10 protein-coding genes, 1 tRNA gene and 3 rRNA genes are annotated in these 18,052 nt (G+C 53.0%); 8 read left to right on the forward strand and 6 right to left on the reverse strand.

The window, feature by feature from the left end:
- Nucleotides 1-25: 25 nt before the first annotated feature.
- The 7 genes from clpB to J1G48_RS05590 all read left to right on the forward strand — a co-directional run bounded on the left by clpB (nucleotide 26) and on the right by J1G48_RS05590 (nucleotide 10,239).
- On the forward strand, nucleotides 26-2,599 hold the full coding sequence (gene clpB / locus J1G48_RS05560; RefSeq protein WP_001235093.1) for an ATP-dependent chaperone ClpB: 2,574 nt from the start codon (nucleotides 26-28) through the stop codon (nucleotides 2,597-2,599).
- A 455-nt stretch (nucleotides 2,600-3,054) separates the two neighbouring features.
- Nucleotides 3,055-4,596, forward strand: a 16S ribosomal RNA gene (locus J1G48_RS05565).
- Nucleotides 4,597-4,681: 85 nt separating this feature from the next.
- Nucleotides 4,682-4,757 (forward strand) — tRNA-Glu (locus J1G48_RS05570).
- 193 nt (nucleotides 4,758-4,950) lie between these two features.
- A 23S ribosomal RNA gene (locus tag J1G48_RS05575) occupies nucleotides 4,951-7,857 on the forward strand.
- A gap of 197 nt (nucleotides 7,858-8,054) precedes the next feature.
- Nucleotides 8,055-8,170 (forward strand): 5S ribosomal RNA (gene rrf / locus J1G48_RS05580).
- Together the 16S, 23S and 5S rRNA genes with 1 tRNA gene alongside form the textbook arrangement of a ribosomal RNA operon.
- 208 nt (nucleotides 8,171-8,378) lie before the next feature.
- A complete protein-coding gene (locus J1G48_RS05585) occupies nucleotides 8,379-8,834 on the forward strand; it encodes a DUF4385 domain-containing protein (protein ID WP_000985655.1) in 456 nt (151 codons plus the stop codon).
- Between the two features lie 103 nt (nucleotides 8,835-8,937).
- Nucleotides 8,938-10,239: an MFS transporter gene (locus J1G48_RS05590; RefSeq protein WP_000807811.1), complete on the forward strand. Its 1,302-nt coding sequence runs from the start codon at nucleotides 8,938-8,940 to the stop codon at nucleotides 10,237-10,239.
- Here J1G48_RS05590 and J1G48_RS05595 read toward each other — a convergent pair.
- The 5 genes from J1G48_RS05595 to trxC all read right to left on the reverse strand — a co-directional run bounded on the left by J1G48_RS05595 (nucleotide 10,236) and on the right by trxC (nucleotide 15,960).
- Nucleotides 10,236-10,559 carry a YfiM family lipoprotein gene (locus J1G48_RS05595; RefSeq protein WP_001264473.1) on the reverse strand — a complete coding sequence of 108 codons (324 nt, stop codon included), beginning with the start codon at nucleotides 10,557-10,559 and terminating at the stop codon, nucleotides 10,236-10,238. The two genes, J1G48_RS05590 and J1G48_RS05595, sit on opposite strands and share 4 nt — an antisense overlap.
- Nucleotides 10,560-10,603: 44 nt before the next feature.
- Nucleotides 10,604-11,959 (reverse strand): CDP-diacylglycerol--serine O-phosphatidyltransferase, encoded by a 1,356-nt coding sequence (pssA, locus tag J1G48_RS05600; RefSeq protein ID WP_000949286.1) that lies wholly within the window; start codon nucleotides 11,957-11,959, stop codon nucleotides 10,604-10,606.
- A gap of 114 nt (nucleotides 11,960-12,073) precedes the next feature.
- On the reverse strand, nucleotides 12,074-14,734 hold the full coding sequence (pat, locus tag J1G48_RS05605; protein ID WP_000082648.1) for a protein lysine acetyltransferase: 2,661 nt from the start codon (nucleotides 14,732-14,734) through the stop codon (nucleotides 12,074-12,076).
- A gap of 53 nt (nucleotides 14,735-14,787) precedes the next feature.
- Complete coding sequence (tapT, locus tag J1G48_RS05610; protein WP_000183642.1) at nucleotides 14,788-15,468, reverse strand: tRNA-uridine aminocarboxypropyltransferase; 681 nt, start codon at nucleotides 15,466-15,468, stop codon at nucleotides 14,788-14,790.
- Nucleotides 15,469-15,540: 72 nt separating this feature from the next.
- Nucleotides 15,541-15,960 carry a thioredoxin TrxC gene (gene trxC / locus J1G48_RS05615; protein ID WP_001098733.1) on the reverse strand — a complete coding sequence of 140 codons (420 nt, stop codon included), beginning with the start codon at nucleotides 15,958-15,960 and terminating at the stop codon, nucleotides 15,541-15,543.
- A gap of 203 nt (nucleotides 15,961-16,163) precedes the next feature.
- On the opposite strand from trxC, the gene J1G48_RS05620 reads away from it, so the two are divergent.
- Nucleotides 16,164-17,201: a tRNA/rRNA methyltransferase gene (locus J1G48_RS05620; RefSeq protein WP_000997368.1), complete on the forward strand. Its 1,038-nt coding sequence runs from the start codon at nucleotides 16,164-16,166 to the stop codon at nucleotides 17,199-17,201.
- A gap of 115 nt (nucleotides 17,202-17,316) precedes the next feature.
- Here J1G48_RS05620 and ung read toward each other — a convergent pair whose 3' ends face one another.
- The gene (gene ung / locus J1G48_RS05625) at nucleotides 17,317-18,006 is read right to left on the reverse strand and encodes a uracil-DNA glycosylase (RefSeq protein WP_000179978.1); all 690 of its coding nucleotides are present in this window, start codon (nucleotides 18,004-18,006) and stop codon (nucleotides 17,317-17,319) included.
- Nucleotides 18,007-18,052 lie beyond the last annotated feature (46 nt).

Here is an 18,052-nt window from a genome sequence, read left to right on the forward strand (position 1 = left end):
ATTTTGACCTGTTATGGGAGGAGTTATGCGTCTGGATCGTCTTACTAACAAATTCCAGCTTGCTCTTGCCGATGCCCAGTCGCTCGCGCTGGGGCACGACAACCAATTCATCGAACCTCTTCATTTAATGAGCGCCTTGCTGAACCAGGAAGGGGGATCGATACGTCCTTTATTAACCTCCGCCGGCATTAATGCTGGCCAGTTGCGCACCGCTATCGATCAGGCGCTGAGCCGTTTACCGCAGGTGGAAGGCACCGGCGGCGACGTACAGCCTTCTTCGGAACTGGTACGCGTACTGAACCTTTGCGACAAGCTGGCGCAAAAACGGGGAGACAATTTTATTTCGTCAGAGCTGTTTGTTCTGGCGGCGCTTGAGTCTCGCGGCACGTTAACCGATCTGCTGAAATCAGCCGGTGCGACCACGGCCAATATCACTCAGGCAATTGAACAGATGCGCGGAGGTGAAAGCGTGAACGATCAAGGGGCTGAAGACCAACGTCAGGCCTTGAAAAAATATACCGTCGATCTGACCGAGCGGGCTGAACAAGGCAAGCTTGACCCGGTAATTGGTCGTGATGAAGAAATTCGCCGTACCATTCAGGTACTGCAACGTCGTACCAAAAACAACCCGGTGTTAATCGGTGAGCCAGGGGTCGGTAAAACGGCAATTGTTGAAGGACTGGCGCAGCGCATTATTAACGGTGAAGTCCCTGAAGGCTTAAAAGGTCGCCGCGTACTGGCGCTGGATATGGGCGCGCTGGTGGCGGGGGCGAAATATCGCGGCGAATTTGAAGAGCGTCTGAAAGGCGTGCTGAACGATCTGGCGAAACAGGAAGGCAACGTCATCCTGTTTATTGACGAGCTGCACACGATGGTTGGCGCAGGTAAGGCTGATGGCGCCATGGACGCCGGGAATATGCTGAAACCGGCGCTGGCGCGTGGTGAACTGCACTGTGTGGGCGCCACCACGCTGGATGAATACCGTCAGTACATTGAAAAAGACGCGGCGCTGGAACGTCGTTTTCAAAAAGTGTTTGTCGCAGAACCTTCAGTGGAAGACACCATCGCTATTCTGCGTGGCCTGAAAGAACGTTACGAGCTGCACCACCATGTGCAGATCACTGACCCGGCGATTGTGGCGGCGGCAACATTATCTCACCGCTATATCGCCGACCGTCAGTTGCCGGATAAAGCTATCGACCTCATCGATGAAGCGGCATCCAGCATTCGTATGCAGATTGACTCTAAGCCGGAGGAGCTGGACAGACTCGACCGCCGGATTATTCAGCTCAAACTGGAACAGCAGGCGTTGATGAAAGAGTCTGACGAGGCGAGTAAAAAACGTCTCGATATGCTCAACGAAGAACTGGACGATAAAGAGCGTCAGTACTCTGAGCTGGAAGAAGAGTGGAAAGCGGAAAAAGCATCGCTTTCTGGGACGCAAACTATTAAAGCGGAGCTGGAGCAGGCGAAGATCGCCATCGAGCAGGCGCGTCGCGTTGGCGACCTGGCGCGAATGTCTGAACTGCAGTACGGCAAAATTCCGGAGCTGGAAAAACAGCTGGAAGCCGCGACCCAGTCGGAAGGTAAAACCATGCGTCTGTTACGTAACAAAGTAACGGATGCGGAAATTGCCGAAGTGCTGGCGCGCTGGACCGGTATTCCGGTTGCCAGAATGCTGGAAGGCGAACGTGAAAAACTGTTGCGTATGGAACAAGAGTTACACAGCCGTGTGATCGGGCAGAATGAAGCCGTTGAAGCAGTATCGAACGCCATACGTCGTAGCCGTGCTGGGCTGTCCGATCCGAACCGTCCGATTGGTTCCTTCCTGTTCCTGGGGCCGACGGGGGTCGGTAAAACCGAACTGTGTAAAGCGCTGGCTAACTTTATGTTCGACAGCGACGACGCGATGGTGCGTATCGATATGTCCGAGTTTATGGAGAAACACTCCGTGTCTCGTTTGGTCGGGGCGCCTCCGGGATATGTCGGCTATGAAGAAGGCGGTTATTTGACGGAAGCGGTACGCCGTCGTCCTTATTCCGTCATCTTGTTGGATGAAGTAGAAAAAGCGCATCCGGATGTATTCAACATTCTGTTGCAGGTGCTGGACGACGGTCGGCTGACTGACGGGCAGGGGAGAACGGTCGACTTCCGTAATACGGTGGTCATTATGACTTCTAACCTCGGTTCCGATCTCATTCAGGAGCGCTTTGGCGAACTGGATTACGGTCGAATGAAAGAGATGGTGCTGGGTGTGGTTAGCCAAAACTTCCGTCCGGAATTTATCAACCGTATTGATGAAGTTGTGGTATTCCATCCGTTAGGTGAGCAACACATCGCTTCTATTGCTCAGATCCAGCTGCAGCGTCTGTACAAACGTCTGGAAGAACGTGGTTATGAAATCCATATCTCCGACGAGGCGCTGAAACTGTTGAGCGCCAACGGTTACGATCCGGTCTACGGGGCGCGTCCGTTAAAACGTGCTATTCAACAGCAGATCGAAAACCCACTGGCGCAGCAAATCCTGTCTGGTGAACTGGTTCCTGGCAAAGTGATTCGCCTTGAAGCCAGTGATGATCGTATTGTGGCAGTGCAGTAAGTCACAAATTTGAATAAAACGGGCCCTGACGGGCTCGTTTTTGTTTAAAAACCAGGCGAAAATAGGCTTTTGGTTCAAATGTTGTTTGAAAAGTGAACGGTTGAGCTTTTTTTTGCATTTAGGTCTTGTCAGGCTCTAATAACTCCCTATAATGCGCCACCACTGACACGGAACAACGGCATACAGGCCGCCGGGTCAGAAAGGCTTCGTTAAGAAGCCTGTGAGGAAAGCGAAAATAAAGGCTTGACTCAAAAAGAGGAAAGCGTAATATACGCCACCTCGCGACGGTGAGCTGTAAGCCGCGTCGCACCTGCTCTTTAACAATTTATCAGACAATCTGTGTGGGCACTCGAAGATACGGATTCTTAACGTCCTCGGACGAAAAATGAATACCAAGTCTCAAGAGTGAACACGTAATTCATTACGAAGTTTAATTCTTTGAGCATCAAACTTTTAAATTGAAGAGTTTGATCATGGCTCAGATTGAACGCTGGCGGCAGGCCTAACACATGCAAGTCGAACGGTAACAGGAAGCAGCTTGCTGCTTCGCTGACGAGTGGCGGACGGGTGAGTAATGTCTGGGAAACTGCCTGATGGAGGGGGATAACTACTGGAAACGGTGGCTAATACCGCATAACGTCGCAAGACCAAAGAGGGGGACCTTCGGGCCTCTTGCCATCAGATGTGCCCAGATGGGATTAGCTTGTTGGTGAGGTAACGGCTCACCAAGGCGACGATCCCTAGCTGGTCTGAGAGGATGACCAGCCACACTGGAACTGAGACACGGTCCAGACTCCTACGGGAGGCAGCAGTGGGGAATATTGCACAATGGGCGCAAGCCTGATGCAGCCATGCCGCGTGTATGAAGAAGGCCTTCGGGTTGTAAAGTACTTTCAGCGGGGAGGAAGGTGTTGTGGTTAATAACCGCAGCAATTGACGTTACCCGCAGAAGAAGCACCGGCTAACTCCGTGCCAGCAGCCGCGGTAATACGGAGGGTGCAAGCGTTAATCGGAATTACTGGGCGTAAAGCGCACGCAGGCGGTCTGTCAAGTCGGATGTGAAATCCCCGGGCTCAACCTGGGAACTGCATTCGAAACTGGCAGGCTTGAGTCTTGTAGAGGGGGGTAGAATTCCAGGTGTAGCGGTGAAATGCGTAGAGATCTGGAGGAATACCGGTGGCGAAGGCGGCCCCCTGGACAAAGACTGACGCTCAGGTGCGAAAGCGTGGGGAGCAAACAGGATTAGATACCCTGGTAGTCCACGCCGTAAACGATGTCTACTTGGAGGTTGTGCCCTTGAGGCGTGGCTTCCGGAGCTAACGCGTTAAGTAGACCGCCTGGGGAGTACGGCCGCAAGGTTAAAACTCAAATGAATTGACGGGGGCCCGCACAAGCGGTGGAGCATGTGGTTTAATTCGATGCAACGCGAAGAACCTTACCTGGTCTTGACATCCACAGAAGAATCCAGAGATGGATTTGTGCCTTCGGGAACTGTGAGACAGGTGCTGCATGGCTGTCGTCAGCTCGTGTTGTGAAATGTTGGGTTAAGTCCCGCAACGAGCGCAACCCTTATCCTTTGTTGCCAGCGGTTAGGCCGGGAACTCAAAGGAGACTGCCAGTGATAAACTGGAGGAAGGTGGGGATGACGTCAAGTCATCATGGCCCTTACGACCAGGGCTACACACGTGCTACAATGGCGCATACAAAGAGAAGCGACCTCGCGAGAGCAAGCGGACCTCATAAAGTGCGTCGTAGTCCGGATTGGAGTCTGCAACTCGACTCCATGAAGTCGGAATCGCTAGTAATCGTGGATCAGAATGCCACGGTGAATACGTTCCCGGGCCTTGTACACACCGCCCGTCACACCATGGGAGTGGGTTGCAAAAGAAGTAGGTAGCTTAACCTTCGGGAGGGCGCTTACCACTTTGTGATTCATGACTGGGGTGAAGTCGTAACAAGGTAACCGTAGGGGAACCTGCGGTTGGATCACCTCCTTACCTTAAAGAAGCGTACTTTGCAGTGCTCACACAGATTGTCTGATGAAAAGTAAATAGCAAGGCGTCTTGCGAAGCAGACTGATACGTCCCCTTCGTCTAGAGGCCCAGGACACCGCCCTTTCACGGCGGTAACAGGGGTTCGAATCCCCTAGGGGACGCCACTTGCTGGTTTGTGAGTGAAAGTCACCTGCCTTAATATCTCAAAACTGACTTACGAGTCACGTTTGAGATATTTGCTCTTTAAAAATCTGGATCAAGCTGAAAATTGAAACACAGAACAACGAAAATTGTTCGTGAGTCTCTCAAATTTTCGCAACACGATGATGAATCGTAAGAAACATCTTCGGGTTGTGAGGTTAAGCGACTAAGCGTACACGGTGGATGCCCTGGCAGTCAGAGGCGATGAAGGGCGTGCTAATCTGCGATAAGCGCCGGTAAGGTGATATGAACCGTTATAACCGGCGATACCCGAATGGGGAAACCCAGTGTGACTCGTCACACTATCATTAACTGAATCCATAGGTTAATGAGGCGAACCGGGGGAACTGAAACATCTAAGTACCCCGAGGAAAAGAAATCAACCGAGATTCCCCCAGTAGCGGCGAGCGAACGGGGAGGAGCCCAGAGCCTGAATCAGCATGTGTGTTAGTGGAAGCGTCTGGAAAGGCGCGCGATACAGGGTGACAGCCCCGTACACAAAAGCGCATGTGCTGTGAGCTCGATGAGTAGGGCGGGACACGTGGTATCCTGTCTGAATATGGGGGGACCATCCTCCAAGGCTAAATACTCCTGACTGACCGATAGTGAACCAGTACCGTGAGGGAAAGGCGAAAAGAACCCCGGCGAGGGGAGTGAAAAAGAACCTGAAACCGTGTACGTACAAGCAGTGGGAGCACAGGTTTACCTGTGTGACTGCGTACCTTTTGTATAATGGGTCAGCGACTTATATTCTGTAGCAAGGTTAACCGAATAGGGGAGCCGGAGGGAAACCGAGTCTTAATTGGGCGTTAAGTTGCAGGGTATAGACCCGAAACCCGGTGATCTAGCCATGGGCAGGTTGAAGGTTGGGTAACACTAACTGGAGGACCGAACCGACTAATGTTGAAAAATTAGCGGATGACCTGTGGCTGGGGGTGAAAGGCCAATCAAACCGGGAGATAGCTGGTTCTCCCCGAAAGCTATTTAGGTAGCGCCTCGTGAATTCATCTCCGGGGGTAGAGCACTGTTTCGGCTAGGGGGCCATCCCGGCTTACCAACCCGATGCAAACTGCGAATACCGGAGAATGTTATCACGGGAGACACACGGCGGGTGCTAACGTCCGTCGTGAAGAGGGAAACAACCCAGACCGCCAGCTAAGGTCCCAAAGTCATGGTTAAGTGGGAAACGATGTGGGAAGGCCCAGACAGCCAGGATGTTGGCTTAGAAGCAGCCATCATTTAAAGAAAGCGTAATAGCTCACTGGTCGAGTCGGCCTGCGCGGAAGATGTAACGGGGCTAAACCATGCACCGAAGCTGCGGCAGCGACACTGTGTGTTGTTGGGTAGGGGAGCGTTCTGTAAGCCTGTGAAGGTGTGTCGTGAGGCATGCTGGAGGTATCAGAAGTGCGAATGCTGACATAAGTAACGATAAAGCGGGTGAAAAGCCCGCTCGCCGGAAGACCAAGGGTTCCTGTCCAACGTTAATCGGGGCAGGGTGAGTCGACCCCTAAGGCGAGGCCGAAAGGCGTAGTCGATGGGAAACGGGTTAATATTCCCGTACTTGGTGTTACTGCGAAGGGGGGACGGAGAAGGCTATGTTGGCCGGGCGACGGTTGTCCCGGTTTAAGCGTGTAGGTGTGTGTTCCAGGTAAATCCGGTTCACTTTAACACTGAGGCGTGACGACGAGGCACTACGGTGCTGAAGCAACAAATGCCCTGCTTCCAGGAAAAGCCTCTAAGCATCAGGTAACATCAAATCGTACCCCAAACCGACACAGGTGGTCAGGTAGAGAATACCAAGGCGCTTGAGAGAACTCGGGTGAAGGAACTAGGCAAAATGGTGCCGTAACTTCGGGAGAAGGCACGCTGACACGTAGGTGAAGTGATTTACTCATGGAGCTGAAGTCAGTCGAAGATACCAGCTGGCTGCAACTGTTTATTAAAAACACAGCACTGTGCAAACACGAAAGTGGACGTATACGGTGTGACGCCTGCCCGGTGCCGGAAGGTTAATTGATGGGGTCAGCGCAAGCGAAGCTCCTGATCGAAGCCCCGGTAAACGGCGGCCGTAACTATAACGGTCCTAAGGTAGCGAAATTCCTTGTCGGGTAAGTTCCGACCTGCACGAATGGCGTAATGATGGCCAGGCTGTCTCCACCCGAGACTCAGTGAAATTGAACTCGCTGTGAAGATGCAGTGTACCCGCGGCAAGACGGAAAGACCCCGTGAACCTTTACTATAGCTTGACACTGAACATTGAGCCTTGATGTGTAGGATAGGTGGGAGGCTTTGAAGTGTGGACGCCAGTCTGCATGGAGCCGACCTTGAAATACCACCCTTTAATGTTTGATGTTCTAACGTGGACCCGTTACCCGGGTTGCGGACAGTGTCTGGTGGGTAGTTTGACTGGGGCGGTCTCCTCCTAAAGAGTAACGGAGGAGCACGAAGGTTGGCTAATCCTGGTCGGACATCAGGAGGTTAGTGCAATGGCATAAGCCAGCTTGACTGCGAGCGTGACGGCGCGAGCAGGTGCGAAAGCAGGTCATAGTGATCCGGTGGTTCTGAATGGAAGGGCCATCGCTCAACGGATAAAAGGTACTCCGGGGATAACAGGCTGATACCGCCCAAGAGTTCATATCGACGGCGGTGTTTGGCACCTCGATGTCGGCTCATCACATCCTGGGGCTGAAGTAGGTCCCAAGGGTATGGCTGTTCGCCATTTAAAGTGGTACGCGAGCTGGGTTTAGAACGTCGTGAGACAGTTCGGTCCCTATCTGCCGTGGGCGCTGGAGAACTGAGGGGGGCTGCTCCTAGTACGAGAGGACCGGAGTGGACGCATCACTGGTGTTCGGGTTGTCATGCCAATGGCACTGCCCGGTAGCTAAATGCGGAAGAGATAAGTGCTGAAAGCATCTAAGCACGAAACTTGCCCCGAGATGAGTTCTCCCTGAGACTTAAAGTCTCCTGAAGGAACGTTGAAGACGACGACGTTGATAGGCCGGGTGTGTAAGCGCAGCGATGCGTTGAGCTAACCGGTACTAATGAACCGTGAGGCTTAACCTTACAACGCCGAAGATGTTTTGGCGGATGAGAAGACGATTTTCAGCAGTGATTCAGAGTTGAGTACGCAATACTTTGCGCAGCAGCAAGGCGGCAAGCGAAGGAAAGGAAGGAGCATACAGAAGTATGTGACTGAGTTTACGAGCGCAGGCAACGCCGCTGATGCGATAAAGAATTGCGTACAGAGCACAAAGAATTTGCCTGGCGGCACTAGCGCGGTGGTCCCACCTGACCCCATGCCGAACTCAGAAGTGAAACGCCGTAGCGCCGATGGTAGTGTGGGGTCTCCCCATGCGAGAGTAGGGAACTGCCAGGCATCAAATAAAACGAAGGGCCCTGTCGGAAGACAGGGCCTTTTGTTTTTGTCTGTTTCTGCCGGATGGCGGCTCCGCCTTATCCGGCCTACAGGAATTATCCCCCCTACGAAGCTGGTGTTCTTGTAGAACCGACAAGAGTACATCCCACCCAATCGTTAACGATGAACTATCCTTTACACGTGCTTATATAAGCAGTGAGGATTTTCATTGGCTATCAAACCTTTTAACTACCAGCAGGACTTTTCCAGCATTGACTTCCGCCAGCAGCCTGAATTGTATCAGGTTGGACGAGGCGAGCAGGGGGTGCTACTGGTTGAACCCTACAAAAGCGAAATTCTTCCTTTCTGGCGCTATAAAGATGAAGCATCGGCGATGAAATCCGCAGAACAGGTCTACCAGTTGTTCGAAGCTTACCGGCAGCAGGATGATTTCGTTGGTATGGACATGGCGCGTAAATTTATTCAGATGGGATACACCCGCGCCAGGCGATACGCTAACTATAAAGGCGGTAAAAAGTATGCAGAAGACGGCAGCCTGAATACACGGGGTAATGATCCTATTAAGGCCGCGGCGGCAACGGTTTTCAAAGGTTGGTGGGATAAAATCCGTCAGGACGAAGACTATCTGAAACGGAAACGCCAGCATCAGGCACGGTGGGGATAAAAATTAGCAAACAAATAATTAACACTTTATTTACTTTTGGGTCTCGCGTAATCTGAATCTCCAAAATAAAAGGCCGATTAAGCCTGGCAACAAGGAGAACAGTATGGCAGAAATTATTCAGCGTATAGATAAAAATAACGCTGAGGCTCCGGAGATGCGGCGACGCATATGGGCTATCGTGGGGGCCTCTTCCGGAAACTTAGTGGAATGGTTTGATTTCTACGTCTACTCTTTCTGCTCGCTCTATTTTGCACATATCTTCTTTCCTTCTGGTAATACCACTACTCAGCTTTTGCAAACGGCAGGCGTCTTTGCCGCCGGTTTTTTAATGCGGCCTATCGGTGGTTGGCTGTTTGGACGCATTGCCGATCGACGCGGGCGCAAAGCCTCAATGTTGATTTCGGTGTGCATGATGTGCATGGGGTCGCTGGTGATTGCCTGCTTACCTGGTTACGATACCATCGGCACCTGGGCACCGGCGCTGCTACTTATTGCAAGGTTATTTCAGGGGCTCTCGGTAGGGGGAGAGTATGGGACCAGCGCGACATATATGAGTGAAGTTGCGCTTGAAGGTCGTAAGGGATTTTTCGCGTCGTTTCAGTACGTTACGCTTATCGGTGGCCAACTACTGGCATTGCTGGTCGTTGTGATTTTGCAGCAGGTTCTGGAGGATGCTGAGCTTCGTGCCTGGGGATGGCGTATTCCCTTTGCGCTGGGCGCCGTGCTGGCGGTTGTGGCGTTATGGCTACGTCGCCAGCTGGATGAAACCTCGAAGCATGAGACTCGCGCATTAAAAGAAGCCGGTTCGTTGAAAGGTTTGTGGCGTAATCGCAAAGCCTTTTTGATGGTGCTTGGTTTCACCGCGGCAGGCTCGCTGTGCTTTTATACCTTCACCACCTATATACAGAAATATCTGGTAAATACAGCAGGTATGCATGCCAATGTCGCCAGCGGCATTATGACGGTCGCGCTGTGTGTTTTCATGTTTGTGCAGCCGTTATTCGGCGCGTTATCCGATAAGATTGGCAGGCGCACCTCTATGCTATGTTTTGGCGCACTCGCGACGCTTTTCACCGTTCCAATTCTCTCCGCGTTGCAGAATGTGACGTCGCCTTATGCCGCATTTGCTTTAGTGATGTGCGCGCTATTGATTGTGAGTTTCTATACCTCGATTAGCGGGATCCTGAAAGCAGAGATGTTTCCGGCGCAGGTTCGCGCCCTGGGCGTCGGTTTATCTTACGCGGTAGCAAACGCGTTATTTGGCGGCTCTGCGGAATATGTCGCGCTGTCGCTAAAATCTGTCGGTATGGAGAGTTCGTTCTTCTGGTATGTTACCGCGATGGCCGTTCTGGCTTTCCTGGTTTCGTTGATGTTGCACCGTAAAGGAAAGGGCTTACGCCTTTAGTATCGCGCCATTTGCCAGATAGCGTAACCGGTTGTCGCGCCAGCGACATCCCAGACAAAATCTTTCCAGCTCCAGCCGCTGCCTTCCGGGCGGCTGTCCCAGAGTTCTTTTGAGGCTCCGAGACTCAAAGAAAACATCAGCCCTATCGCTGCGCTGCGGTCAGGGCTTACTCCCTGGTGACGCGCATACTCATTACCGGCTGCCGATAGCATCGCTGATGCCATAAAATGCTGGGCTTTATCCTGACCGCTCCAGTGGTCGTTAGCCAGATGGCTGCACCCGGAGAGAAACAACACCGTAAAAGGAATCAACACGCGCACCAGTTCACTCCTAAGAGAAAACCCCGTACAGGACGGGGCTTCGATTACAGGATACGACTAATTAATCTGTCGATGCGGATCCGGCGCAGACGGCGAATCAATTTACGCACTTTTATCGGATAGTCGGCAATGCTCTGCAGGTCACGATAATGTTTTACGATGGTTGTGTGCGTTCGGATAAGTTCCAGCTCTTTTTCCCGCTGAGGGGCAAGCTCCTGCTTAGGATCGTGGATCAGAATGGCGTTTTCCAGATCCAGACGCCAGGCGCGGGGATTCAGATTGTTGCCGGTGAGTAGCATCCATTTATCATCTACCCACATCCCTTTCAAATGATAGGTATTGTCGTCATCTTTCCACAGACGCACCACAAGCTGATCGGTATTGACGTAATACTGTAAACGGCTCAGGAAGCGGCGCAGGTTAATCTCATAGAGATAGGGCAACGCGCCAATGATCTTGAACGGTTCATCTTCCGGAATGTAAAAATCATTCGCGGTTTTATCGCCAACAATGATTTCGACTTTCTTTCCGTCGCGCAGTAGCTGAATAATATTCCGCACCAGCACCGCTGGTAGATTGAAATAAGGGGTACAAATGGTGAGCTTATGCTCCGCACAGGGCATGAGATGGAAAATGGTTTTGTTCAGCAGACTGGATTTGCCAAGCCCGACCAGCGGCGTAACGGAGAGTTGCTCGTCATTAGCGTCACCCTGAAAATGATATGACGCATCACGCAGCTCCTGACGGTATAAGCGGATATCGTTTTTAATCTCCGGGCTTTTCGGCCGCTGGGTATTATCCAGACGATTCACACCACGGCCATTCATCAGATTTTGCGTCACCCAGTCAAACATGATGTCTGCCATTTGCCGATTGCGAATCAGCTGGTAGCGATCGTAGCGATATTTGTCATGCTGATGGAGATAGACATCGTTCAGGCTGGCGCCGCTGTACAGGACGCTATCATCAATGATAAAGCCTTTAAAATGCAGTACGCCAAGCGCTTCTCGCGTATTAATCGGTACGCCGTAAACCGGGACATCAATGCCGGGGTTTTCCTGCGCCAGTCGGCAATACCAGTCTGCATTGGTATTCGAGGCCGCTGCGCCAATACGCCCGCGTTGCGCGCGATGCCAGTCGACCAGCACCCTCACGTCCAGTTCAGGACGCTGCCGTTTAGCCGCATAGAGCGCGTCGAGTATACCTTTACCCCCATCGTCCTGTTCCAGATACAGGGCAACGATACAAATACGCTGCGTCGCGCTGGCGATTTTCTCCAGCAGTGTCTCCCGAAAAGTAGCAGGAGTATAAAAGAAATCTACATCATCAACTGACTGAGAAATCTTAGGGAGTTGGGCAAGGTGTTGTTGATGTTTATTACGCTTAAATTTTGACAACATCACAGTGCATTTCTTCTCTGTTCATTGAAGGGTCCTCTGTGCTATGCAGACGACATAAGCGAGCAATAATAACATCAGTACCCGTTAAAGTGGTCAACATTTCCAGTACATTACTCACGATTCATCACATTTGGCCAGATTCAGCGTCAATCCCACGATGCCCTCTTCGAGCTGAATATCGACCTGAAATCCCAGTTTTCTGGCCAGCGCGACCATGCCGCGATTGTTTGGCATCGTAATACCGTTCAGCCGCTTCAATCCGTGATCGCGAGTATAGGCAATCAATTTCTCCATTAAACGGCGTCCTAAACCCAACCCTTTGAGATCTGAACGTACCAATACGGCAAATTCGGCATCTACGTTGTCAGGATCGGAGATCGCGCGCGTTACGCCGAGGATCTCTTCAGCATTGTCCATCCGCCTCACGGCCACAAAGGCCATTTCTCGATCGTAGTCGATCTGCGTCATGTTGGCTAAATCTTCATGGGTGAATTCGTTGATCTCGCTGAAATAACGGTAGTAAAGATCCTCTTTGGTGACCTGTGCGATGAATTGTCGCAGTTGGGGCTCATCTTCCGGCAGGATAGGACGGAACAGGCAGCGATCGCCATTTTTCATCTCCACCCACTCTTCAAGCTGGTGGGGATAGGAGCGTACCGCAAGTCGACTTTCGTTATCGCCATCAAACGGGGCAATATCCAGCGTCACATCCAGCGCGGTAAACTCACTGGCGGAAGCCAGCAGCGGATGGATATCCAGACGCTGAATTTCCGGGCAGTCGACAATCAGGTTTGAAACCTGGACCAGCAATTGGCTTAAACCGACAATATCCAGCGGACGCAGCGCGCTACGGGCGCGAATTTTCCGCTGTTTAATGCCCTGAATCACCAGATAGCGCGCCAGGTTCATGTTGAGCGGCGGCAGCGCGACGACAGCCTGCTCTTCCGGACGCCACTCTACGCCGCCTTCACCCAACATAATCAAAGGACCAAACACCGGATCGTGCTCGACCACCACACGAAGCTCCTGCGCGCCGGCGCGGTTAGCCATGCTTTGTACCAGCAAACCGTGAATCCGCGCTTGCGGCCAGGCCATCTTTACACGATCAAAAATGGCGTTCGCGGCCTGTTGTACCTCGCTTGCGGTCCGCAGGTAAAGCATGACCCCCTGAACTTCAGATTTATGCGGAATGTCGGGCGAGCGCAGCTTGAGAGCTACCGGATAGCCTATCTGTTCGGCGATATGCACCGCTTCAGCGCTGTCGCTGGCAATCCAGGTTGGGAGCGTGTGCAGCCCATAGGCGTGTAAAATCGGCTGTACTTCATGGGTATCCAGTGAGGCGGCGCCTTCCGCAATCGCCCGCTGTAACAGATTATGCGCCTCAGCGGTATTGGACGTCAGGTTACTCGGCAACGCTGGCGTTTCTCGCAGTTGCTTCTGGTTACGCCGGTATTCCACCATATGCATAAACGCGGTAATCGTGCCTTCCGGCGTACGGTAGGTTGGTAATCCGGCTTCGCTGAATAGCCGTCTTGCCTCCTGAGACGAGAACTCGCCGCACCAGTTTGTCAGCAGCGTAACAAGCTTGCCTCTGGGGTGGCGCTTAATCGTCTCGATCAGGGCATGGGCGCTTTCCGTACCCGGCGCGGCAGCGCTGGGAGAGTGGATAACCATAAGCGCGTCAAAATCCTGACTGGCGAGCAGGATATCCAGCGTTTTGACGTAATGTTCGCTGCTGGCGTCATCACACAGATCCAGCGGATTGGCAATATCAATGTGCGCGGGAAGCGCCTGCCGTAGTTGCAGGCAGGTCTCTTCGCTCAACGTCGCCAGCTTGCCGTTACGCGACCACAACTCATCTAACGCCAGCGCGGCAGGCGCGGCGCCATTGCTGATGATCATCAGTCTGTCGCCGCGTAGCGGACGCATATGGCTCAGTGTTTCGACGGCGGAAAAAAGCTCGTGCGTATCCTGGACTCGCAGCAGGCCTGCGCGCTGGATGGCCGCATCCCACGCAGGGTCCATTCCCGCGCTGGTATTAAGTAAACGCTGGGCTGCCGGGCTTCGGCCGCTTTTAATCACCAGAATCGGTTTGTTACGTGAAGCGCTACGGGCGGCGGAAACAAAACGGCGGGCGTCGCTTAACTGTTCCAGATAGAGCAAAATCGCGCTGGTCTTGCTGTCGCGCGCCAGATAGTCCAGTAGTTCATCGACATCAATATCCAGGCTATCGCCCAGCGCGATAAAGTAGGAAAAGCCCATTTCACGCTGTTGCGCCCAGTCAAGAATAGTATTGGAAACGGCGGCAGACTGGGAAATAAAAGCGAGCTTGCCCTGTTTAATCGGGACGGGAGAAAAGCTGGCATTCAGCCCTTGCCACGGCGCGAGGAGCCCAAGACTGTTTGGACCCAGCAGACGCATTTTATAATGCCGGGCACAGGCAAGAAGTTCTTCATGTTGCGACGTGGGAGCAGAAAGGATAATGCACGTTTTACACCCTTTCGCGCCAAGCGCGTCCAGTAATGCCAGGTTACGGCTGGCGTTAGTGCATAAAATAGCCAGATCGGGGGTGAAAGGGAGACTGGCGATATCCGGCCAGGCCATGACGCCTAAAACGGCTTTCCAGGCGGGCGTCACGGGAAGGACGGGGCCATTGAATCCGCCCGCCAACAAGTTACGCATCATCAGGTAACCCGCGCGGTGGGGCTTCATTGATGCGCCAATCACCGCGATCGATTTTGGCCGCAGTAGCGCTTCCAGTCCTTGCTGGCTCATACCGGTTTCCCTTACACAGAAGTGACCGGATAATTTTAAACGCTTTCGCTATTTTATGCTGTGACGTTTCCCGGATGTTGCGTTTTTCCTGCCAGATAGCGCGTTTTAAAACGGGTGAAATGTTCACCTAAACTGGTTGCCGCCTCGGTATCTCCCGCCAGATCTAACAACGCTATCGCGACTTCGGCGGTACAATATTGCCCTTCGGCATGGATTTCACGCAGACGATAAGCTGAAAGACGCGATAAATCGACGGAAATGACCGGCAGATGATCCAGATAAGGGCTTTTACGAAACATTTTACGTGCTTCGGGCCAGGTGCCGTCCAGCATAATAAACAGCGGCGGTTTCCCGGCGGGCGGGGTGGAAATGACCTCGCGCGCTTCGCCGGCGTAGGACGCAGGAAAGACCACTATCGGTTGATAATCCGGATGCTGTACCAACTCCAGCAACGCCTGTGGCGGCTCGGTACGCGACCACTGAAACGCCGCGGTATCCGGCAAAATATCGGCTATCAGCCGGCCGGTATTGCTGGGTTTCATCGGTTCAGTGTCAAACATGACCAGACAAAAACGGCTTTTCGCCTGAGAAGGCGTTAACGTATCACACAGGCAAGATTTTAGCGGCAGCAGGCAGCGTTGACAGCGGCGAACCCGATTGCCTCTGGCAAGAAAAGGGCGAGTAGCGCGCGCAAGCCGTTCGGCGCGTAACTGAAGGACAGCGTTATTGGTCATAGAAAGCGTTTGCGGAGAAAAACGCTATTGTGGCAGAGGTGAAAACGGGGCACAAGATGCGCCCCGTGGCGTTTACAGCGCTTCGTTCAGCCAGCTGTCGAAAGGCGCTTTAGGCACTGCGCCATTAAGCATATCGACCACCTGTCCATGTTTAAAAATCATAATCGTCGGGATGCTGCGGATACCGAAACGGGCGCTGAGTTCCCGTTCCGCCTCGGTATTCACTTTGACGAAACGGACTTTACCGCTGCGCTCTTCTGCGACATCCTCGAAGATTGGCGCAAAGTTACGGCAAGGGCTGCACCAGGGGGCCCAAAAGTCGATCACCACTGGAAGATCGTCCTTCAACAGTTTGTCCAGCGTTTCGCCGGTCGCATTAATGACTTCTCCGTCAAACAACTCATGACCGCAGCGTCCACATTTTGCCGCATCCTGAAGCCGATCGTCGGGGATGCGGTTAATGGCCTGACAATGGGTACAAACGGTGTTCATAGCTAACCTCTGAATACGTCGGAAGACGTCCCGCTACGCGCGGGATGTTTCTATAATGTTACATATTATCGAGGAGTCTGTGCTAAACAACAATGTGTTTTATTCAATGAGTACAATAGTCGCAAGCTTTTAAACGAAATCATGGCTAACCGGATGCACATCGGGTAATCTTCGCGCTTCGCGCAGCGCTGGTGGAGAAAAGCATGAACGATGAATTAAAAAACAAAAGCGGCAAAGTCAAAGTGATGTATGTCCGTAGTGATGATGACTCTGATAAACGCACCCATAACCCGCGTACCGGGAAAGGGGGAGGCCGCCCAGCAAAGTCTCGCACTGACGGTGGACGTCGCCCCGCCCGTGATGAGCGAAATAATCAGAGCCGTGACCGTAAACATGAAACTTCGCCGTGGCGCACCGTGTCCCGCGCGCCAGGCGATGAAACGCCTGAGAAAGTCGATCATGGTGGTATTAGCGGTAAAAGTTTTATTGACCCTGAAGTTTTGCGTCGCCAGCGTGCGGAAGAGACGCGCGTCTACGGTGAAAACGCCTGCCAGGCGCTATTCCAGAGCCGTCCTGACGCCATCGTGCGCGCATGGTTTATCCAAAGCGTAACGCCGCGTTTTAAAGAGGCGCTGCGCTGGATGGCGGCGAATCGTAAAGCCTACCATGTGGTGGATGAAGCCGAACTGGCAAAAGCTTCCGGGACTGAGCACCACGGTGGCGTGTGTTTCCTGATTAAAAAGCGTAACGGTACGACCGTTAAGCAATGGGTAAAGCAGGCGGCGGATCAAGACTGCGTGCTGGCGTTGGAAGATGTCGCTAACCCGCATAATCTGGGCGGCATGATGCGTAGCTGCGCGCACTTCGGCGTGAAAGGCGTGGTGGTACAGGATGCGGCGTTGCTGGAGTCCGGTGCGGCGATTCGTACTGCGGAAGGCGGGGCGGAGCATGTCCAGCCGATTACTGGTGAAAGCATTGTTGACGTACTGGATGATTTTCGTCAGGCGGGGTACACCGTGGTGACGACGTCCAGCGATCGCGGTCAGGCGCTCTTTAGTACGACCCTGCCGGAAAAGATGGTGCTGGTCTTAGGCCGTGAATATGACTACCTGCCGGAAGCGGCGCGCGAACCCGACGATCTGTGCGTGAAAATTAACGGCACCGGGAACGTGGAAAGCCTGAATGTGTCGGTTGCGACAGGCGTGCTGCTCGCCGAGTGGTGGCGACAGAATAAAGCGTAAGGGCTGCAGCCCGGTGACGCAACGCGCGCCGGGCCGATTATGTACTTCCTACCGCCCGGTCAGACAAGGCGCTTTCGCGCTGTTATCCGGGCGATAAAACGGCGAGCCGCCAACGTTATTCACTCTCAGCCGGTAATACTGGCGTCCAGTCGATAGTTTTCTCGCCGTGTTGTTCCAGCCATTGGTTCGTTAGCGCAAAATGGTTACAGCCAAAAAATCCGCGGTGCGCAGAGAGTGGCGAGGGATGCGGAGCTTTCAGAATATGGTGGCGCTGTGGATCAATAATCGCGCCTTTTTTCTGGGCGTGCGAGCCCCACAGCAAGAAGACGACCCCTTCGCGGTGTTGGTTAATCAGGCTTATCACTTTATCCGTAAAGGTTTCCCACCCCAGGCTGGCATGAGAGTGCGCCTGGCCTGCCCGTACCGTGAGCACCGTATTCAGTAACAGTACGCCCTGGCGCGCCCAGCTTTCCAGATAACCGTGCGCTGGGCGAACAAAGCCGGGAATGGAGGCTTCCAGCTCTTTGTACATATTCACTAATGACGGCGGGGGAGCGATCCCAGGGCGCACGGAAAACGCCAGACCATGTGCCTGGCCGGGGCCGTGGTAAGGATCTTGTCCCAGGATCACCACCTTAACGTCGCCCAGTTCCGTGAAGCGAAAGGCGTTAAACACATCTTTTTGCGGCGGGTAGACCGTGATACCCGACTGACGCTCGCCAGCAACAGTGTGAAGCGTATTGATAAAGTAAGGTTGCTGTTTCTCATCAGCCAGCACATCGTGCCAGGTTAACTCAGTCGCCATCTCGCTCTCCTGCGAATTTCCAGTTCCCTTAGCTTAACTGCTTCTT

The organism is Salmonella sp. SAL-020 (genome assembly GCF_017372215.1).
GTDB lineage: Bacteria > Pseudomonadota > Gammaproteobacteria > Enterobacterales > Enterobacteriaceae > Salmonella > Salmonella enterica.